The organism is Aestuariibius insulae (assembly GCF_040783535.2).
Classification (GTDB): Bacteria; Pseudomonadota; Alphaproteobacteria; order Rhodobacterales; family Rhodobacteraceae; genus Aestuariibius; species Aestuariibius insulae.
Window position 1 is genome coordinate 419,328 of sequence record NZ_JBFONW020000004.1, and the last position, 16,461, is coordinate 435,788.

At 63.5% G+C, this 16,461-nt stretch carries 22 protein-coding genes; 11 read left to right on the forward strand and 11 right to left on the reverse strand.

The window, feature by feature from the left end; genetic code table 11:
* Positions 1 to 72 precede the first annotated feature (72 nt).
* Positions 73 to 1,572, reverse strand: coding sequence for a CoA-acylating methylmalonate-semialdehyde dehydrogenase (locus AAD018_RS13590; RefSeq protein WP_367314633.1), 1,500 nt, complete (start codon positions 1,570 to 1,572; stop codon positions 73 to 75).
* Between the two features lie 133 nt (positions 1,573 to 1,705).
* Between AAD018_RS13590 and AAD018_RS13595 the strand changes: the two genes are divergently transcribed.
* The gene (locus AAD018_RS13595) at positions 1,706 to 2,140 is read left to right on the forward strand and encodes a CBS domain-containing protein (RefSeq protein WP_367314634.1); all 435 of its coding nucleotides are present in this window, start codon (positions 1,706 to 1,708) and stop codon (positions 2,138 to 2,140) included.
* Between the two features lie 77 nt (positions 2,141 to 2,217).
* Positions 2,218 to 2,712: a pantetheine-phosphate adenylyltransferase gene (coaD, locus tag AAD018_RS13600; RefSeq protein ID WP_367314635.1), complete on the forward strand. Its 495-nt coding sequence runs from the start codon at positions 2,218 to 2,220 to the stop codon at positions 2,710 to 2,712.
* 6 nt (positions 2,713 to 2,718) lie between these two features.
* On the opposite strand, the gene AAD018_RS13605 is transcribed toward coaD, so the two are convergent.
* Positions 2,719 to 2,877, reverse strand: coding sequence for a hypothetical protein (locus AAD018_RS13605; protein WP_367314636.1), 159 nt, complete (start codon positions 2,875 to 2,877; stop codon positions 2,719 to 2,721).
* Between the two features lie 187 nt (positions 2,878 to 3,064).
* On the opposite strand from AAD018_RS13605, the gene AAD018_RS13610 reads away from it, so the two are divergent.
* Positions 3,065 to 4,018 (forward strand): L,D-transpeptidase family protein, encoded by a 954-nt coding sequence (locus AAD018_RS13610; RefSeq protein ID WP_367314637.1) that lies wholly within the window; start codon positions 3,065 to 3,067, stop codon positions 4,016 to 4,018.
* Positions 4,015 to 4,752, forward strand: coding sequence for an extensin-like domain-containing protein (locus tag AAD018_RS13615; protein ID WP_367314638.1), 738 nt, complete (start codon positions 4,015 to 4,017; stop codon positions 4,750 to 4,752). Before AAD018_RS13610 ends, AAD018_RS13615 begins: the two co-directional genes overlap by 4 nt.
* 37 nt (positions 4,753 to 4,789) lie before the next feature.
* Here the strand turns inward: AAD018_RS13615 and gap are convergent, their stop codons facing one another.
* The 3 genes from gap to tkt all read right to left on the reverse strand — a co-directional run bounded on the left by gap (position 4,790) and on the right by tkt (position 8,297).
* Positions 4,790 to 5,794, reverse strand: coding sequence for a type I glyceraldehyde-3-phosphate dehydrogenase (gap, locus tag AAD018_RS13620; RefSeq protein ID WP_367314639.1), 1,005 nt, complete (start codon positions 5,792 to 5,794; stop codon positions 4,790 to 4,792).
* A 51-nt stretch (positions 5,795 to 5,845) separates the two neighbouring features.
* A complete protein-coding gene (locus tag AAD018_RS13625) occupies positions 5,846 to 5,989 on the reverse strand; it encodes a hypothetical protein (RefSeq protein WP_367314640.1) in 144 nt (47 codons plus the stop codon).
* A 289-nt stretch (positions 5,990 to 6,278) separates the two neighbouring features.
* Positions 6,279 to 8,297 (reverse strand): transketolase, encoded by a 2,019-nt coding sequence (gene tkt / locus AAD018_RS13630; protein ID WP_367314641.1) that lies wholly within the window; start codon positions 8,295 to 8,297, stop codon positions 6,279 to 6,281.
* A gap of 193 nt (positions 8,298 to 8,490) precedes the next feature.
* On the opposite strand from tkt, the gene AAD018_RS13635 reads away from it, so the two are divergent.
* Positions 8,491 to 8,844, forward strand: coding sequence for a hypothetical protein (locus AAD018_RS13635; RefSeq protein ID WP_367314642.1), 354 nt, complete (start codon positions 8,491 to 8,493; stop codon positions 8,842 to 8,844).
* Complete coding sequence (locus AAD018_RS13640) at positions 8,844 to 9,146, forward strand: cell division protein ZapA (RefSeq protein ID WP_367314643.1); 303 nt, start codon at positions 8,844 to 8,846, stop codon at positions 9,144 to 9,146. Before AAD018_RS13635 ends, AAD018_RS13640 begins: the two co-directional genes overlap by 1 nt.
* Here AAD018_RS13640 and grxD read toward each other — a convergent pair.
* Genes grxD through AAD018_RS13655 form a run of 3 tightly spaced genes read right to left on the reverse strand, consistent with a single transcriptional unit; the run spans position 9,143 to position 9,954 of the window.
* On the reverse strand, positions 9,143 to 9,517 hold the full coding sequence (gene grxD, locus AAD018_RS13645) for a Grx4 family monothiol glutaredoxin (protein WP_367314644.1): 375 nt from the start codon (positions 9,515 to 9,517) through the stop codon (positions 9,143 to 9,145). The two genes, AAD018_RS13640 and grxD, sit on opposite strands and share 4 nt — an antisense overlap.
* Positions 9,518 to 9,574: 57 nt before the next feature.
* Positions 9,575 to 9,715 (reverse strand): hypothetical protein, encoded by a 141-nt coding sequence (locus AAD018_RS13650; protein ID WP_367314645.1) that lies wholly within the window; start codon positions 9,713 to 9,715, stop codon positions 9,575 to 9,577.
* On the reverse strand, positions 9,712 to 9,954 hold the full coding sequence (locus AAD018_RS13655) for a BolA/IbaG family iron-sulfur metabolism protein (RefSeq protein WP_367314646.1): 243 nt from the start codon (positions 9,952 to 9,954) through the stop codon (positions 9,712 to 9,714). The genes AAD018_RS13650 and AAD018_RS13655 overlap by 4 nt, the downstream gene beginning before the upstream one ends.
* A gap of 308 nt (positions 9,955 to 10,262) precedes the next feature.
* Between AAD018_RS13655 and AAD018_RS13660 the strand changes: the two genes are divergently transcribed.
* Together AAD018_RS13660 and AAD018_RS13665 are read left to right on the forward strand one after the other, a co-directional pair.
* Complete coding sequence (locus AAD018_RS13660) at positions 10,263 to 11,291, forward strand: hypothetical protein (RefSeq protein ID WP_367314647.1); 1,029 nt, start codon at positions 10,263 to 10,265, stop codon at positions 11,289 to 11,291.
* Between the two features lie 18 nt (positions 11,292 to 11,309).
* Positions 11,310 to 12,455, forward strand: coding sequence for a TRAP transporter substrate-binding protein (locus tag AAD018_RS13665; RefSeq protein ID WP_367314648.1), 1,146 nt, complete (start codon positions 11,310 to 11,312; stop codon positions 12,453 to 12,455).
* Positions 12,456 to 12,520: 65 nt separating this feature from the next.
* On the opposite strand, the gene cobS is transcribed toward AAD018_RS13665, so the two are convergent.
* Positions 12,521 to 13,507, reverse strand: a complete 987-nt coding sequence (cobS, locus tag AAD018_RS13670; RefSeq protein WP_367314649.1) for a cobaltochelatase subunit CobS — start codon at positions 13,505 to 13,507, stop codon at positions 12,521 to 12,523.
* A gap of 177 nt (positions 13,508 to 13,684) precedes the next feature.
* Between cobS and AAD018_RS13675 the strand changes: the two genes are divergently transcribed.
* Together AAD018_RS13675 and AAD018_RS13680 are read left to right on the forward strand one after the other, a co-directional pair.
* A complete protein-coding gene (locus AAD018_RS13675; RefSeq protein WP_367314650.1) occupies positions 13,685 to 14,137 on the forward strand; it encodes a hypothetical protein in 453 nt (150 codons plus the stop codon).
* Positions 14,138 to 14,268: 131 nt separating this feature from the next.
* Complete coding sequence (locus tag AAD018_RS13680; RefSeq protein WP_367314651.1) at positions 14,269 to 14,739, forward strand: hypothetical protein; 471 nt, start codon at positions 14,269 to 14,271, stop codon at positions 14,737 to 14,739.
* Positions 14,740 to 14,943: 204 nt separating this feature from the next.
* Here the strand turns inward: AAD018_RS13680 and AAD018_RS13685 are convergent, their stop codons facing one another.
* Positions 14,944 to 15,573, reverse strand: coding sequence for a DnaJ domain-containing protein (locus tag AAD018_RS13685; RefSeq protein WP_367314652.1), 630 nt, complete (start codon positions 15,571 to 15,573; stop codon positions 14,944 to 14,946).
* 79 nt (positions 15,574 to 15,652) lie between these two features.
* Here AAD018_RS13685 and AAD018_RS13690 point away from each other — a divergent pair, with 79 nt between their 5' ends.
* The gene (locus AAD018_RS13690) at positions 15,653 to 15,907 is read left to right on the forward strand and encodes a BolA family protein (RefSeq protein ID WP_367314653.1); all 255 of its coding nucleotides are present in this window, start codon (positions 15,653 to 15,655) and stop codon (positions 15,905 to 15,907) included.
* Here AAD018_RS13690 and AAD018_RS13695 read toward each other — a convergent pair.
* Positions 15,904 to 16,461 (reverse strand): DUF4177 domain-containing protein (locus tag AAD018_RS13695; RefSeq protein ID WP_412005272.1); only part of this gene is annotated, 558 nt, incomplete at its 5' end. The genes AAD018_RS13690 and AAD018_RS13695 overlap by 4 nt on opposite strands.

Below are 16,461 nucleotides of genomic sequence, written 5' to 3' on the forward strand. Positions count from 1 at the left end.
CCGGGTGTCCGCCGCAGTTGCTTCGCAACCGCTTACCGGCACGCGTCATCGCTGGTGCAATGACGTTGACGTTTACTCCATCACAGGGATCGAGAATTCGCCGCCTTCTTTAATGCCGGAGGGCCAGCGGGCGGTGACGGTTTTGGTTCGGGTGTAGAACTTGAAAGCGTCGGGGCCGTGTTGGTTGAGGTCTCCGAAGGCCGATTTCTTCCAGCCGCCGAAGGTGTGATAGGCGAGCGGGACGGGGATGGGGACGTTGATGCCGACCATGCCGACATTGACGCGGTTTGCGAAATCGCGGGCGGCGTCTCCGTCGCGGGTGAAGATTGCGGTGCCGTTGCCGTATTCATGGTCCATGGCGAGCGTCAGAGCCTCTTCATAGGTCTGGGCACGCACGGTGGTCAGGACAGGGCCGAAGATTTCCTTTTGGTAGATCTCCATGTCGCGGGTCGCGTGATCGAAGAGGTGGGGGCCGAGAAAGAAGCCGTCTTCGTAGCCCTGAAGGCTGAAATTGCGGCCATCGACGACGAGCTTGGCGCCTGCATCGAGGCCGGACTGGACGAGTCGTTCGATATTCTGCTTGGCGGCGGCAGTGACGACAGGGCCGTAATCGACATCGGTGCCGGAGGTGTAGGGGCCGACCTTGAGCGCTTCGATCCGGGGGGCGAGCTTGTCGATGAGGCGGTCGGCCGTCTCGTCGCCCACGGGGACGGCGACCGAGATCGCCATACAGCGCTCGCCCGCGGCGCCGTAGCCTGCGCCAATGAGCGCGTCGGCGGCCTGGTCCAGATCGGCGTCGGGCATGACAATCATGTGGTTCTTGGCGCCGCCAAAGCACTGGACGCGTTTGCCGTTCGCGCAGCCGGTCGAGTAGATATATTCAGCGATCGGGGTGGAGCCAACGAAGCCCACCGACTGGATGACGGGGTGATGAAGGATGGCGTCGACCGCCTCTTTGTCGCCGTTGACGACCTGCAGGATGCCCTTGGGCAGGCCCGCTTCCTCCATCAGCTCGGCCAGCATGAGGGGGACGGACGGGTCGCGTTCGGACGGTTTGAGGATGAAGGCATTGCCACACGCAATGGCGGGGGCGAACATCCACATCGGGATCATGGCGGGGAAATTGAAGGGCGTGATCCCGGCGGTGACGCCGAGCGGTTGGCGCATGGAATACATGTCGATGCCGGGGCCGGCGCTGTCGGTGAACTCTCCCTTCAGCATTTGCGGCGCACCGATGCAGTATTCGACGACTTCGAGGCCGCGCTGCACGTCGCCTGCGGCGTCGGGCAGGGTCTTGCCATGCTCGCGGGAGAGCGCCTCGGCCAGCTTGTCCATGTCGCGGTTCAAAAGGTGGACGAATTGCATCAGAACGCGGGCGCGACGTTGCGGATTGGTGGCGGCCCAGGCGGGCTGCGCCTCGGCGGCGATCTGGACGGCACGGTCCATCTCGTCCGAGGAGGCGAGCGGGACGCGGGCCTGAACCTCGCCCGTGGCGGGGTTGAAGACATCGGCGAAGCGGCCCGATGTTCCGGCGACATGGCTGCCGCCGATGTAGTGGGTCAGGTCCTGCATGATATCCTCCCGTGCGTGCAATTTGCGCGACCATAGTCGCGGGGCGCCCGGAGGAACAAGGGGCCGCGCTTGACAGGGCGCTCGCGGGAGTTGACGCTGGGGTCAAGGGATACGGCCTTGAGAGGAGGAGCCCATGCTCGTCAAACAGATCCTGAAGATGAAGGGGAGCGACGACGTCGTCACCGTCCGGCCCGATCACACCGTATCGGATGTGGTGAAGATGCTGTCGGAGAAGCGGATCGGGACCGTTGTCGTCTCGGGCGACGGGGCGCGGGCGGACGGGATCCTGTCCGAACGGGATATCGTCCGGGAGATCGGCAAGCGCGGCACGGAGTGCCTGATGGAGACGGCGGGCGACATGATGACGAAGAACCCGACGACCTGCGCTCCGGATGATACGACGGATGCCGTGCTTGGCCAGATGACGGATGGGCGGTTTCGCCATATCCCGGTGATGGACGGTGAGACGATGGTCGGGCTGATTTCCATCGGAGATGTCGTCAAGGCGCGTCTGTCAGAGCTCGAAGGCGAGAAGACCGCGCTTGAGAGCATGATCATGGGACATTGATCCGCTTTTACCGCTTGCCATTAGTTGCGCAATAATGTTGCGTGGGGCCACTTCTTTGTGACGTTCAAGGACGACCCATGCGCATTGGTCTTTATCCCGGCACTTTCGATCCGATCACGCTTGGGCATCTTGATATCATCCGGCGGGCGATGCTTCTGGTGGACCGGCTGGTGATTGGGGTTGCGATCAACCGCGACAAGGGGCCGATGTTTGATCTGGATGAGCGGGTCGCCATGGTCGAGGCGCAATGCGCGCAGATCAGCGCCGAAAACGGGGTCGAGATCGTGGCCCATCCGTTCGAGAACCTGCTGATCGACTGCGCCAGCGATGTGGGCGCGCAGATCATCATTCGCGGCCTCAGGGCCGTTGCGGATTTCGAGTATGAATATCAGATGGTCGGCATGAACCGAAAGCTCGACGACAGCATCGAGACGGTGTTCATGATGGCCGAGGCCGAACACCAGGCGATCGCCTCGAAACTGGTTAAGGAGATCGCCCGGCTTGGGGGGGATGTGTCGAAATTCGTGCCGCCGGATGTCAACGAGGCGTTGATCCGGCGGGCGCGGTCCTAGCCTCGCTTAGCCGTAGACGGCGCGGCTTGCGATCCGCTTGGCATCGGCGCGGTCGATGTCGAGATCGAGGGCCACGTCGAGGGGCAGCTTTCTAATCTCGGACACGGTCCGGCGGTAGGCTGCGCGCTTGCGGGCTTGATCCTTGAGTGTGGTGATGAGGGACATGTGGCTCTCCTTTCTGGCGCGGGATTGCGCCGTCTGTTGAGCCCTATCTAGACAGCTTTTCCCGTTGCACCAGATGCCGGTTTTCGAAAGCCGCTATGACGTGAATGCAAAGCAGATTAGGCGCGGGGTCGAACTAAATGACCGGTTCGGAGTTGGCTAGAGAGCAGATAACACAGAGGTTTTTCAGATGACCCGCTTCCTAGCCCTTTCCCTTGCCGTTTGCACGGCCGCGCCCGCCATGGCGCTCACCCCCGAAGAGATCAACTCTGCCACGTTCGACGGCGCGCCGCTGGCGGACGGGCAGACGGCCCTGGCCGTCAAGACGCAGGTGCTGCTGGATCGGGCCGATATCTCGCCCGGCGTGGTGGACGGCTATAAGGGCGGCATGGTGGAGAGCGCGCTTAAGGCGTTCGAGCGGCGCGAGGGGCTGACTGTGGACGGGGAGCTGGATGCCGAGGTTTGGGAGGCTTTGGGCGCAGGCAGCGGCGCGCCGGTGGCCGGGACCTATACGATCACGGCGGCCGATCTTGAACATGTGGGCGGCACGCTGCCCGAGGATTACGCCAAGCTCGCCGAACTGGACCGGCTGGGCTACGAGAGCGGGGCCGAGGCTTTGGCCGAGAAGTTTCACATGGATGAGGATTTTCTGGTCACGATGAACCCGGGCGCCTCCTTTGCCGAAGGCGAGACGATCACGGTCGTGTATCCCAAGGCGGATGCGACCGGAGAGGTGGCGCGGATCTTGGTGCAAAAGGCGACGGGGCGCCTTGAGGCATTAGATGCAAGCGGGGCCGTTCTTGGCAACTATCCGGTTGCGGTAGGCTCGGAGTCGACGCCGTCGCCTTCCGGTAAGGTCGAGGTCAACGCGGTCGCGGTGGAGCCGACTTACACCTATAATCCGGATGTGAATTTTCAGCAGGGCGACAACGACGAGGTGCTGACCCTGCCGCCGGGCGCGAACGGTCCGGTGGGTCTGGTCTGGATCGATCTGTCCAAGCCGACCTATGGGATCCACGGCACGCCGGAGCCTGCGAAGCTGTTCGTCAGCCAGAGCCATGGATGCGTCCGGATGACGAACTGGGATGTGCAGGAACTGGCGCAGATGGTCACGCAAGGGGTGAGCGTGGAGTTCATCGAGTGAGGGCCGCTTTGGTTCTGATCTGTCTTGCGGGACCGCTTCTGGCGCAGGATCTGGCGCCCGATACGTCCCTTACGCCCATGGCGCGGCCCGATCCGGAGGATCGCGAGGAGATCGTCGCCCCGGAGGCGCAGGACGCACTGACCCCGCCTGTGCGGGTCGGGCTGACGGAGACGGACGATGCCTTTGAGGCCTGTCTGGCGGATCTGGATAACTATAGGACGGTCTATGAAACGCGGGATGCTGTCTCTGATCCATCGGACGGCGATTGCGGGATCACACGACCTGTCATGGTGTCCGAGATCGTGCCGGGGCTCACGCTCCAGCCCGATGCGATGATGCGTTGCGAGACGGCTGTGGCTTTGGCGGAGTGGACGGCGCGGATCGTGCTGCCTGCCGCCGAGATGATGGAAGAAAAAGGGGCCGTGACCGGGATCGATCACGGCTCGACCTATATCTGTCGTCGCCGGAACAATGCCGCAACTGGCAAGCTGAGCGAACATTCCTTTGGAAATGCGGTCGATGTGATGGGGTTCCGGTTCGAGGACGGCACCTCACTCGCGATTGAGCCCCGGGCGGATGCGGGGACGATCGAGGAAGCGTTCCAGCGGGCGGTGCGCGGCGGGGCTTGCCTGAGCTTTACCACCGTTCTGGGACCCGGCACGGATGCCACTCATGACGATCATCTTCATCTCGACGTAAAGTCGCGCAAAGGCGGCTACCGGATCTGTCAGTAGGGCGAAGGCCCCGGCGCGAGGCCGGGGCGGTCTGTTTTCAGAGGTACTTGCCCATCTCGACTGCGGTGTCGGACATACGGTTCGAGAAGCCCCATTCGTTGTCGTACCAGGTCAGGATCCGGCACATCGTGCCGTCGAGGACCTTGGTTTGGTCGGTCGCGAAGATCGACGAATGCGGGTCGTGGTTGAAGTCGGACGAGACAAGTTGATCGTCGACGATCCCGAGGATGCCCTTGAGCGGTCCAGCGCCTGCGGCCTTGCGCATGGCGTCATTGATTTCCTCAGCCGTAACAGTGCGTTCCGGCTCGAACGTAAGGTCGACGACCGAGACATTCGGGGTGGGCACGCGGATTGCGACGCCGTCGAGTTTGCCGTTGAGTTCGGGCATGACGAGGCCGACGGCCTTGGCCGCGCCGGTCGATGTGGGGATCATGTTCACGGCGGCGGCGCGGGCGCGGTAGAGGTCCTTGTGCATCGTATCGAGCGTCGGCTGGTCGCCGGTATAGCTGTGGACGGTGGTCATGAAGCCGCGTTTGATGCCGAACGTGTCGTGCAGGACCTTGGCGACCGGCGTCAGGCAGTTCGTGGTGCAGGAGGCGTTCGAGACGATGACGTCATCGGCGGACAGGCTGTCGTGATTGACGCCGTAGACGATTGTTTTGTCGGCATCTTTTCCGGGAGCGGAGATCAAGACGCGGCTGGAGCCGTTTTCGAGATGGGCCTGGCAGGCCTCTTTGGAGGTGAAGATGCCGGTGCATTCCATGACGATATCGACATCGCCCCAGGGCAGATCGGCGGGACTGCGGATCGCGGTGACGCGGATCGGGCCGCGACCGACGTCGATGCTATCCTCTGTCGTGGAGACCTGAGCGGGAAACCGGCCGTGAACGCTGTCGTAGCGCAGGAGATGGGCGTTGGTCTCGACCGGGCCCAAGTCATTGATCGCAATAACTTCTATGTCGGTCCGGCCCGATTCAATAATGGCGCGAAGCACGTTGCGGCCGATGCGGCCGAAGCCGTTGATGGCGACTTTGACGGTCATGAGACATCCTCCTTACTGGTTGGGGCCACCATTGCCATCGGGGCCGAAAGGTCAACGCCAGAAGGCGAGGTATTCGATGAGTTCGAACGCCTTTTTGCCCAGAAAAATCGGGGCATCGAGCTCGAGAACATAGTAATCAAGGGCGAAAAACCCTGCGATTACAAGAAGAAGGCCGATGGCGATGCTGTTGGTCATCGGGGGTGTCGCCAGGGGAGGCCGCGCGCAGGCTTGTGCGGCGGGCGGGTCTTCGCCGGCCCGTCCAGGAGATTCGGGTTAACGGCGCGGAACGGGGTCATTTGGGCCTTCGGTATCACGTCGGTATCCGGTCGGTATCGTGTCGGTGAATTTTGATACGGCAGCCGGGTTAACGGAGCGTTCGCCGAAAAGCGGCGCAACGGGCCAAAACCAGCCTTGCGTCCAGCCGCCGCGCGTCTTTGGACGAGAGGCCCCGGCGCAGGGGCCGGGGCGGTCGCGGGATGCGTGCCTAGAGAAGATCGCGCACCTTTTGGGCGGCGGCCTCGGCGGTGATGCCGAATTTCTCGAAGAGGGTTTCGGCGGGCGCGGAGGCGCCGAAGCTGGACATGCCGACGAAGCCGGATTTCGCCTTGCGGCCCCGCTCGCCGGACAGGTAGCGGTCCCAACCTTGCTGGACACCTGCCTCGATGGCGACGCGAACAGGCGCGCCGCCAGGCAGGACGCGCTTGCGATAGCTTTCCTCTTGGGCGGCGAAGAGCTCCATCGAGGGCATAGAGACGACACGGGTGCCGATCCCGTCTGCCTGTAGCAGATCGCGGGCGGCGAGCGCGACGGAAACCTCGGAGCCGGTGGCCATTAGGATCGCCTGACGCTTGCCCTCGGCCTCGGCCAGGACATAGCCGCCCTGGGCGGTCAGGTTCTTGGTCTTGTGCTCGGTCCGGACGGTGGGCAGGCCTTGCCGGGAGAGGGCGAGGATCGTGGGTCTGTCGGTGGTCTGGAGCGCGATCTCCCATGCCTCGGCGGTTTCCACACCGTCGGCGGGGCGGATCACCTGAAGGTTCGGGATCGCGCGCAGGGCAGCAAGATGTTCGACCGGCTGGTGGGTCGGGCCGTCTTCGCCCAGGCCGATGCTGTCATGGGTCATCACGTAGATGACCGGCTGCTTCATCAGCGCGGAGAGGCGAATGGCGGGGCGGGCATAGTCTGTGAAGACCATGAACGTGCCGCCATAGGGGCGCAGGCCGCCATGGAGGATGATCCCGTTCATCGCGGAGGCCATGCCGTGTTCGCGGATCCCGTAATGGATGTAGCGGCCCTTGCGGTTCTCGGGCGAGAAGATCGTCATATCGCCTGATTTGGTGTTGTTCGAGCCGGTCAGGTCGGCGGAGCCGCCGATAGTCTCGGGGAAGATCGGGTTAATGACCTCGAGCGCGTTTTCAGAGGATTTCCGGGTCGCGTGTTTCGGCGCGGTTTCCGAGATCTGCTTTTTCAGCGCCTTTATCGTGGCCGAAAGCTTGGAGGGGGCCTCGCCGCTGAGGGCGGCATCGAATTGCTTGCGCTTGGTGCTGGACAGACCGTCATAGCGCGACTGCCAGTCGGCGCGCGCCTCGGCGCCGCGTTTGCCGAGACTTTCCCACCAGGATTTGGTGTCATCCGGCACTTCGAACGGGCCGGTCGTCCAGCCATAGGCCTTTTTGGCGTCCGCGATGAGATCGGCATCGGTCAGAGCGCCATGGGCCTTGGAGGTGTCCTGCGCGGTCGAGCCGTAGCCGATATTGGTGGTGCAGTTGATCATCGACGGGCGCGGATCGGCCTTGGCCGCGGTGATCGCGGCATCGATGGCGTCGGGGTCGTGGCCGTCGATTTCTTGCACATGCCAGCCGGAGGCTTCGAAGCGCGCGGTCTGGTCGGTGCGGTCGGCCAGATCGACGGTGCCGTCGATGGTGATGTTGTTGTTGTCGAAGAAGACGACGAGGTGGGACAGCTGCTGCATGCCCGCGAAGGCAATGGCTTCCTGGCTGACGCCTTCCATCAAGCAGCCGTCACCGGCGATGACATAGGTGTGGTGGTTGACGACCCGGTCGCTGAACCGGGCGCGCAGGGCTTCTTCGGCGATGGCAAAGCCAACGGAATTGGCGATGCCTTGGCCGAGCGGGCCGGTGGTCGTCTCGATCCCCGGCGCCTCGCCATGTTCGGGATGGCCTGCGGTGCGGGCGCCCCATTGGCGGAAGTCCTTGATCTGCTGAAGCGTCATCGCCTCGTAACCCGTGAGGTAGAGCAGGCTGTAAAGCAGCATGGAGCCGTGACCTGCAGACAGGATGAAGCGGTCACGGTCGGGCCAGTCGGGGGCCTTGGGATCGAAGCGCAGATGCTTGGAATAAAGGACCGTGGCGACATCGGCCATGCCCATCGGCATGCCGGAATGGCCGGAATTGGCGGCGGCGACTGCATCGAGCGTGAGCACACGGATCGCGGCAGCGCGGGCGAAATGATCGGGATGGGTGGCGCGGAGGGTATCGATATCCACTGGAAACGGTCCTTTCGGAAAGCGGCAGAGCTTGGCCGATTGCATAGCAGGGGCGACGCGGAGCGCAACCGCGCGGCCCGGTGATTTGCGGCTCTGGCGTCAATCGGCGAAACTTTGAGACAGGCCCGGCGGCGAATCGGGCAGCAGGCCGCTCCGGACTTTTCCGGGCGGCGGGAAAGGTGAAGGCAGGCGGATGAGCGAAAGCAGCGAACTGGAAGCCCGGCTGGAGCGCGCTTTGGCGCGGATCTCGGAAGGTCTGGATCAGCTCAGGCAGATGGACGAGCTGGAGGTGTCGCTGTCGCGGCAGGCCGAGGAGATGACGCGGCTCGACAGCGATCTGCAGCGGCTCAGGGCGACGAATGACGCGCTTCGTTCGGTCAATACGCAGTTGCGCGAGGCGAATGCGGCGGGTCTTGCCGATGCGTCGCTGGTGAATGCGGCACTGGCGGCGGAGCTTGATGCGCTTAAGGCGGCGCGGGCGGCGGACAAGGCCGAGGTAGAGACGGTTCTGGCCGCTTTGGAGCCTGTGATCGGGGAGGATGCGTGATGGCGGTGGTGAAGCTGACGATCGGGGGCCGGACATTCGATGTGGCCTGTCAGGACGGCGAGGAGCCGTCGCTGGAGGCGGCCGCACGGATGCTCGACCGGGAGGCGCAGGCCTTTGCGAGCCAGTCGGGGCGGATGACGGAGACGCAGATGCTGCTGATGTCGGGGCTGATGCTGGCGGACCGGGCGTCGACCGAAGGCGGGGCCGCGCCGGTCAGCGCGCCGGATGTGACGGGCTTGCGCGCCGCGACCGAACGGGCCGAGGCGCTGGCCGATGCAGTCGAGGCGCGGCTGGAGGGTTAGGCGTTGGACTGGCGGATCTGGTCGGCCTTGGCCTTGTCGAAGGCGATCTTCTTGTCGTCGAGCAGATCGTCCAGTTCGCCCGAGAGCGTCATCTCGGTGATGATATCGCAGCCGCCGACGAACTCTCCCTTCACGTAGAGCTGGGGAATGGTAGGCCAGTCGGAATAATCCTTGATGCCCTGGCGCAGGCCTTCATCGGCGAGCACGTTCACGTCCTTGAAATCGACGCCCATGAAGTTGAGCACGCCCGCCACGCGCGAGGAGAAGCCGCATTGGGGCATCTCCTTGGTCCCTTTCATGAAGAGGACGACGTCGTTCTGGGCCACGGTGTCTTTGATCTGGGCTTCGGCGGTCGGGGTGTCGGTGGTCATCGGGTCATCGTCCTTTCGGATATCGGTCAACAGAGCGGCGCGGTGCGCTGCGTCTGGCTATTTCTTGCGGTGCGGCAGGCGCTTGCGGTCCTCGTCCTTGCGAATGCGGACGGGCAGGCGGTCCTGTCTGGGTCCGGCCTGTGCGGTGAAGATCAAAGCGCCTGCGAGGGCGGCTGCGAGGAGGAGGATAAGCATCATTCCGGCACCTTTGTGGTGAGAGCGAGAGCGTGGAGGTCTCCGTTGCTGCCGTCCATCTTGCCTTTGAGGGCGGCATAGACGGCGCGTTGTTGCTGGACCCGGTTCATGTCGCGGAAGCTTTCGTCAATGACTTCGGCGGCGTAGTGGTTCCCGTCTCCGGCCAGATCGCTGATCGTGATCTTCGCCTGCGGAAAGCTGTCGCGGATCAGATCTTCGATATCGCGTGCCTGCATGGCCATTCGGGGCGGGTCCTTCTGTGTCGCTAGTATCAAGGTAGGGCCCGGAGGGCGGGGCCGCAAGGGGATGTGGCGCGATGCCTCTGCCGGATCCGGGCGCCGGGTGAGCGGCACGGGCGGGAGCCTCCGACGGGGATATTTGAGCAGGCAAAGACGGCAGGGTCGGTTTGAGAGACGGGTGAGGAGCTAGTTCAAGCTTGGCCGGGGAGGCTGGATCGGGCCCCAATTTTGTATTGATTTTAAATGATCTGCGTCATGTTTTCGTCACGATCCTGAGGTCGGTAGGGCTCAGGGTCGCGAAGGGGTTTGGCATGAAAAGAAGATCTGTTCTGGCGGGACTGGCGGGAGGCGCCGGGATCGGGCTGGCGGCTCCGGCGCTGGCCCAGGCTGCGCGGCGGTTGCGCATGATCACGGATCGCAGCGAGGATGGAACGCGTCTGGCCGAGCGGATCGCGCGCCTGTCGGATGGGCGGGTCACGCTGGATCTTTCGGTTCGGCCTGCCGAAGAGGCGGCCGGGTTTCGCGAGGCCGTTGGAGACGGGTCGGCGGATCTTTATCTGGCGTCCGACGCGGCCTTTGTGGCGGACGATCCGGCGCTGATGCTGTTCTCGGCGATGCCGGGCGGGATGGCGTCTCAGGAGATGGAGGCCTGGATCTACGTCAGCTCCGGCGCTGCTGTCTGGGACCGGATTGGTCAGGCCGCGAATGTCACCTCTTTTCTGGCCGGTGATACGGGCCCGATGCCGATCTGGAGCCGGGAGCCGATCACCTCGATCGCGTCCATTCAGGGGCCTATCGCCAGCATGGGCGCGGGCCTGCTTGCCTGGGAGCGGATGGGCGTGTCACCGGTGGCGCTTGGCGCGGATATGACGGAGGCATTCGGGATTGAAGGGCTGTCCGTTCAGGAGATCGTCGAACGCGATCTTCACCAGACCTTCCCCTATCTGTGCGCTCCGAGCGCGGGTCTTCCCAGTTCGGCCATCACGCTGGGCGTGAACCGGGATCTGGTCGCGGAGCTGGGCGAGAGCGGGGCACTTCTGATCGAGCGCTGCGCGGCTGCACATAACGGCCAGGTCAGATCGCAGGCCGCCTATCGCAATGCGCAAGCCTTTACCGCGATCTCCTCCGATGTGACGCTCTTGGATGAGGCGCCGGAGCTATGGCAGGCCCAAATGGAGGCGGGCCGGGCGCTTTTGGAAGACATGCAGGGGCTGGATGAAAGTCGGGCGGGCGCGGTCGAGTCTTATCTGCTCTTTCTGAGGGATGTCGCCGGGTGGAGCGATATCGGGGAGGCCTCGTATTTCGAAGGCCGCAAACGCATTCTGTCAGATTTGCTTTAGGCGGTGGGGAAAATGACAATGTCGATCGAGAACACTACAGCGAGATCCACACGCCGCTCTGTCCTCAGGGGCGGGTTTGCGGGCGCCGCCGGACTGCTTGCCGCGCCAGCCATCGCGCAGACGGCGCCGACGCGGACGGTGCGGATGGCGACATCCTGGCCCGCGGGCCTTGGCGGATTGGCCGATAGCGCGGCGCGCGTGGCCAAAAACATCACCGAGATGAGCGAGGGGCGGCTGACCGTCGAGATTTACGGTCCCGGCGCGCTGGTCGGTGCCCTGGAGGTGCATGATGCCGCCGGAGCCGGCGATATCGAGATGTATCATTCGGCCGAATACTATTTTCAGGGCAAACACCGGGGGCTCAACTTCTTTACCACGGTTCCTTTGGGGCTAACGATGGTGGAGCAGGCCGCGTGGCTGTCCTATGGCGGGGGCCAAGCCCTTTGGGATGAGGTCAACGCGCCGTTCGGTGTCAAATCGCTGCCGGTGGGCGGCACTGGCGTACAAATGGGCGGCTGGTTCAGCAAACCGATCGAAAGCGCCGAGGATTTCAACGGTCTGACCATGCGGATGCCGGGGCTGGGCGGGCAGGTTCTTTCGGAGCTGGGCGCCGAAGCCGTGGTGCTGCCGGGGGGCGGCATCGTGACAGCTTTGTTCGAGCAGACGATCGATGCGACCGAATGGGTCGGGCCCTATAACGATTTGGATTTCGGGTTCCAGAAGTTGCTGAGCACATACATGTATCCTGGTTTCCACGAGCCCGGGACGATGGCATCGCTGGGGATGAACACGGCTTTCTGGGACAGTCTGGAGGATCGCGACCGCTATATCATCGAAACGGCATGCGAGATCGAGATCTCGCGCCATTCGTCGGATTACTACGGTAATAGCGGGATCGCGCTGACGCAGATGATCGAGGAATACGGTGTCGAGCCGACGCTGTTGCCGGACGAGGTCTGGGATGCGGTTGCGACCAAGTCGCTTGAGGTCGTCGCGGGCGTGGCCAATGACGACGATCTGGCGCGCCGGATCTTCGAGAGCTTCGATGCGCACCGGTCGCTGATGCTTGGCGGTGCGCCGCTGGATCAGGCGGAATATCTGTCGCGCAGGCGGAGCGTCGATCCCTTGTGGTCGTCCGCTGCCTTCGACTTTTTCGACCGATAGGGACTTGCGCGGACCGGTATGGCCAGAGACCTGATGCTCTTTGGCCGTGCCGGTCTGGGCTGATCCTAGCCGAGCGCCATGCTGACAGCGCTTTCGGGGAGTTCCTCGTCAAAGCAGCGCTGGTAGAATTCGGCGACCGTCTGGCGTTCGAGCTCGTCGCATTTGTTGAGGAAGCTGAGGCGGAAAGCATAGCCGATATCGCGGAAGATCTCGGCATTCTGAGCCCAGGCGATGACGGTCCGGGGGCTCATCACGGTCGAGAGCTCTCCGTTCATGAAGGCGGTACGGGTCAGGCCTGCGACGGTGACCATCTGGTCGACGGTCTTGCGGCCCTTTTCGGTGTTGTAATGCGGGTTCTTGGACAGAACGATCGCGGCCTCGGCGTCGTGGCTGAGATAGTTGAGCGTGGCCACAAGGCTCCACCGGTCCATCTGACCCTGATTGATCTGCTGGGTGCCGTGATAAAGGCCCGTCGTGTCGCCGAGCCCCACGGTGTTGGCTGTCGCGAAAAGGCGGAAGGAGGGGTGGGGTTCGATCACCTCGTTCTGGTCGAGCAGGGTGAGCTTGCCGTCAACCTCGAGCACGCGCTGGATGACGAACATGACATCGGCGCGGCCCGCATCGTATTCGTCGAAGACGATGGCGCAGGGATTGCGCAGGGCCCATGGCAGGATGCCTTCCTGGAAGTCGGTGACTTGCTTGCCGTCCTTGAGCTTGATCGCGTCCTTGCCGATCAGGTCAATCCGGGAGATGTGGCTGTCGAGATTGACGCGCACACAAGGCCAGTTGAGACGGGCGGCGACCTGTTCGATATGGGTCGATTTTCCGGTGCCGTGATAGCCCTGGATCATGACACGGCGGTTCCAGCCGAAGCCCGCGAGGATCGCCAGCGTCGTGTCGGGATCGAAGCGGTAGGTCGTGTCGATCTCGGGGACGCGGTCGGTCCGCTCGGCGAAGCCTTTGACCTTCATGTCGGTGTCGAGGCCGAACGTATCGCGCACCGAGATATCCTCGGTCGGTTTCGAAGCGGGCGTCTGGGTGCCGTCGGCCATGGCGGGAGGCTTTCGTTCTGGGAAGATCGGATCGGGGATGCAACATATCGCGAGGGCCTTCAAGGGGAAGGGGTGCCGCACGGGATGGGATCTGCGTAAAAGCTGCACGAGAGGGGCAGGGCTGTTGCGGAGCCGGGCGGGTGATCTGCCAGCGGATGCAAGGACGGGAGATCCGGTATGACGATATGGAATTACGCGGCGATTGGGCTGGCGATGGGCGTGACCGCCGCGATCTGCGTGTCGATCGGGTTTTGCGGGATCGGCGAGTGTCCGGGGACGAACCAAGAGTCGGCCCTCATTCTTGTCCTCGCAGGACTGGGCGGCGTGATCGGAGGTGTGGCCGTGGCCCAGCTGTTCGGCCGGTCTGGCTGGATCGGCCTGCAACTGGCGCTGGGCGGGGCATTGCTTGCGACATGGATCGGCAGTCTGACAGCCTCGATCGGCATCATCTTGGTCAATGACACGATGATCGCCGCGATTGCTCGGGACGCTTTGGAGCTGTCCTTTGCCGGGCTGCTTTTGCTGATCGTTATCTGGCCGGCGGGTCTGATGTGGATCATCTTGATGAGTGGGATCCACATCATGGCGCGCCGGATGCGGCGCGATGTCCCGCAGAAGGCGAGCGTCTGACGGCAATCGGGGCGAAAGGCTGTCAGAAAGGTGGCTGAAACTGACCGTTTCTGTCTGGTTTCTTGGAAAGCCTTTCAAATATCGGCGGAGTCGCGCCAAAACCGAACCCAGGGGTTTTATTCGAGTTTTATATGGGACGTGACACGCGCGGCATCTGGGGCCGCAGCTTCGCTCAACTGCGCCGCCGCCGTGTGATGCTGGCCATCACGCTGTATGGCGGGCTTATCGCCTATACGGTGGTCCGGCAGATGCGGAGCGGTTTCATGACCGAGTTCGGGCTTTATGAGTTCTGGGTCATCCTGAGCGGGATGCTGGGATCGGCGATTGCCTACCAGACCGGCGAGGCGCATCTTGGGTTTCCGGGATGGCAAGGCGCGGTGCGGGCCTTGGCGACGGCTGTCTGGGTCGCGCTTTTCGGGGCGGTGGTGGCCGGAACACTGGCCTTGCCGGGATATGGCACGATCTATGGGCCGATTTCGGTTGCGATCACGCTCGTGGAGGCACCGGTCCTGCTGGTCGTTCTGGCGGGGATGCTGGCCGGAGCGCATCTGATGATGCTGGATCTGCGCAAGGGTGAGGTGACGGACGACGAGGATCTGTAAAGGCAGCCCGGACGTCCGGCGGTCCGGCGCTCGCGCTTGGCCTGCGGCCTCGCGCATCGCCCCGCCCGCCGTCCCAAAATCGCCCCGCCCGCCGTCCCAAGAAAGATACTTGGCTGGAACCTGTCTTTCTAGATCATGGGTTTGGGCCCGCAGATGCTGCGCATCCGATTACGCCCAGTGAATCAAACCAATGCGCGTATCGGTTTAATCCCGGAAATTTCGGCTGGCCTTGATCTGGTCCCAGGCCCAGACGACCTCTGCCAGCTGTTCTTCGTGGCCGCGGTCGCCGCCATTCATGTCCGGATGCAGCACCTTGATAAGCGCCTTGTAGGCTTTGCGGATCTCGGGCTTGGTCCAGTTGTCCTTGGCTTCGAGGATATCGATGGCGCGCCGTTCGGTGGGCGGCAGCTTGCGGACGCCCGCGCCCTTGCCGGGATTGCGGGTCGCGTTTTCGCCCAGTACCTGATGGGGATCGTCCACGCCGAGCCGGGCCCAGGCGCGCTGTTCCTCGGAGCGTTTGCCGAAGGGTTTCGTCTCGCGTTCCCAGACGCGGTCCTTGTCGGCCTGTTCGAGATATTCCGCCTCGGTCGCGCCGTCGAAGAAATTCCATTTGGTGTTGTATTCGCGAACATGGTCCTTGCAGAACCAGTAATAGTCGTCGAGGACATCCGGGCTTTTGGGGGCGCGGTATTTGCCCGCCTCCTGGCAATTGGGGTGATCGCAGACCCGTGTAGACGTCTCGAACGCGCCGGACATGCCCCTGCGGGCGCGGGGGTTCTTTTTCTTGGCTGACGACACGGACATGTCGAACCCGAACGGATCGTCTTTGGACATCTGCTCTGCCTCGCTTTTCGACTCGAGCGTGGGAGTTTAAACATCGGGTCCAAGGATTGAAGAGGCAGGAGGAAAATAATTGGCGGTTGCAGACGAGATAGAGGCGCGATTGGTCGCAGAGTGGCCCGGCGCGGAGGTCAGCGTGCGCAACGATAGCACAAGCCACGCTGGGCATATGGGCGATGATGGCAGCGGGGAGAGCCATTTTCACGTGACGATTGCCGCGCCCGCACTCGGCGATATGTCGCGCGTGGCCCGGCATCGGGCGGTGCATGCGGCGCTTGGACCCGACCTGATCGGGCGGATCCATGCGCTGGCTTTGGACATCCGTTAGCTGTCGGTGTCGCGGCGCGTTGCGGTAATCTGCGGGCTGGGGCCTTCCGGCACATCGTCGAGCGTCGCGGCCAGGCGCGAGGGATCGACATCGGGGTCGTCGTCGTCGCGGCGCGCGGCCAGAGGGGGGTGCTCCGGCTCCGGCTCGGCCGCCTCTGGGGGTGCGATGGCGAGGATTTCCTCGCGCGTCTCATCCGAGATCTCCTCGGCCTCACTTCGGGGGCGGCGGAAGACGAGCAGGTTCTGGAAGCTGGTGCTTTTCGACATCAGCCCGTCGCGTTCCTCGAAGGGGAGGGTGTCGGTGCGGACATAGTCCCAGCCCTCGGCGGCCAGATCGTTGATCGCGGTCTCCAGCGCATTGGCGAAACGGGCTTCGCCGCCTTTGACGCCCTTGCCCTTAAGGCCGCGCTTGGGCGCCGGGACGACGCGGTATTCGTAGAGGGTCATGGGGTTCTTTCCTGTATGCGCGGCAGGGTCTAGCAAATCGGCGCGGGAGGTCCAATCGCGAAGCGGTGATGCGGGCGGGATGGTGCCGGGGTACGAGCTGTCTTTGCC

Excerpts from the sequence above, each read along its gene's own strand:
- cobS (WP_367314649.1), bottom strand. The coding sequence starts at position 13,507 with ATGGCCGACGGCACCCAGACGCCCGCTTCGAAACCGACCGAGGATATC.
- grxD (WP_367314644.1), bottom strand. The coding sequence starts at position 9,517 with ATGACCACCGACACCCCGACCGCCGAAGCCCAGATCAAAGACACCGTG.
- AAD018_RS13625 (WP_367314640.1), bottom strand. The coding sequence starts at position 5,989 with ATGACCAACAGCATCGCCATCGGCCTTCTTCTTGTAATCGCAGGGTTT.
- AAD018_RS13650 (WP_367314645.1), bottom strand. The coding sequence starts at position 9,715 with ATGATGCTTATCCTCCTCCTCGCAGCCGCCCTCGCAGGCGCTTTGATC.
- AAD018_RS13680 (WP_367314651.1), top strand. The coding sequence starts at position 14,269 with ATGGGACGTGACACGCGCGGCATCTGGGGCCGCAGCTTCGCTCAACTG.
- AAD018_RS13655 (WP_367314646.1), bottom strand. The coding sequence starts at position 9,954 with ATGGCCATGCAGGCACGCGATATCGAAGATCTGATCCGCGACAGCTTT.
- AAD018_RS13640 (WP_367314643.1), top strand. The coding sequence starts at position 8,844 with ATGGCGGTGGTGAAGCTGACGATCGGGGGCCGGACATTCGATGTGGCC.
- AAD018_RS13665 (WP_367314648.1), top strand. The coding sequence starts at position 11,310 with ATGTCGATCGAGAACACTACAGCGAGATCCACACGCCGCTCTGTCCTC.
- AAD018_RS13595 (WP_367314634.1), top strand. The coding sequence starts at position 1,706 with ATGCTCGTCAAACAGATCCTGAAGATGAAGGGGAGCGACGACGTCGTC.
- gap (WP_367314639.1), bottom strand. The coding sequence starts at position 5,794 with ATGACCGTCAAAGTCGCCATCAACGGCTTCGGCCGCATCGGCCGCAAC.
- AAD018_RS13610 (WP_367314637.1), top strand. The coding sequence starts at position 3,065 with ATGACCCGCTTCCTAGCCCTTTCCCTTGCCGTTTGCACGGCCGCGCCC.
- AAD018_RS13635 (WP_367314642.1), top strand. The coding sequence starts at position 8,491 with ATGAGCGAAAGCAGCGAACTGGAAGCCCGGCTGGAGCGCGCTTTGGCG.
- AAD018_RS13675 (WP_367314650.1), top strand. The coding sequence starts at position 13,685 with ATGACGATATGGAATTACGCGGCGATTGGGCTGGCGATGGGCGTGACC.
- AAD018_RS13685 (WP_367314652.1), bottom strand. The coding sequence starts at position 15,573 with ATGTCCAAAGACGATCCGTTCGGGTTCGACATGTCCGTGTCGTCAGCC.
- AAD018_RS13590 (WP_367314633.1), bottom strand. The coding sequence starts at position 1,572 with ATGCAGGACCTGACCCACTACATCGGCGGCAGCCATGTCGCCGGAACA.
- AAD018_RS13605 (WP_367314636.1), bottom strand. The coding sequence starts at position 2,877 with ATGTCCCTCATCACCACACTCAAGGATCAAGCCCGCAAGCGCGCAGCC.
- AAD018_RS13660 (WP_367314647.1), top strand. The coding sequence starts at position 10,263 with ATGAAAAGAAGATCTGTTCTGGCGGGACTGGCGGGAGGCGCCGGGATC.
- coaD (WP_367314635.1), top strand. The coding sequence starts at position 2,218 with ATGCGCATTGGTCTTTATCCCGGCACTTTCGATCCGATCACGCTTGGG.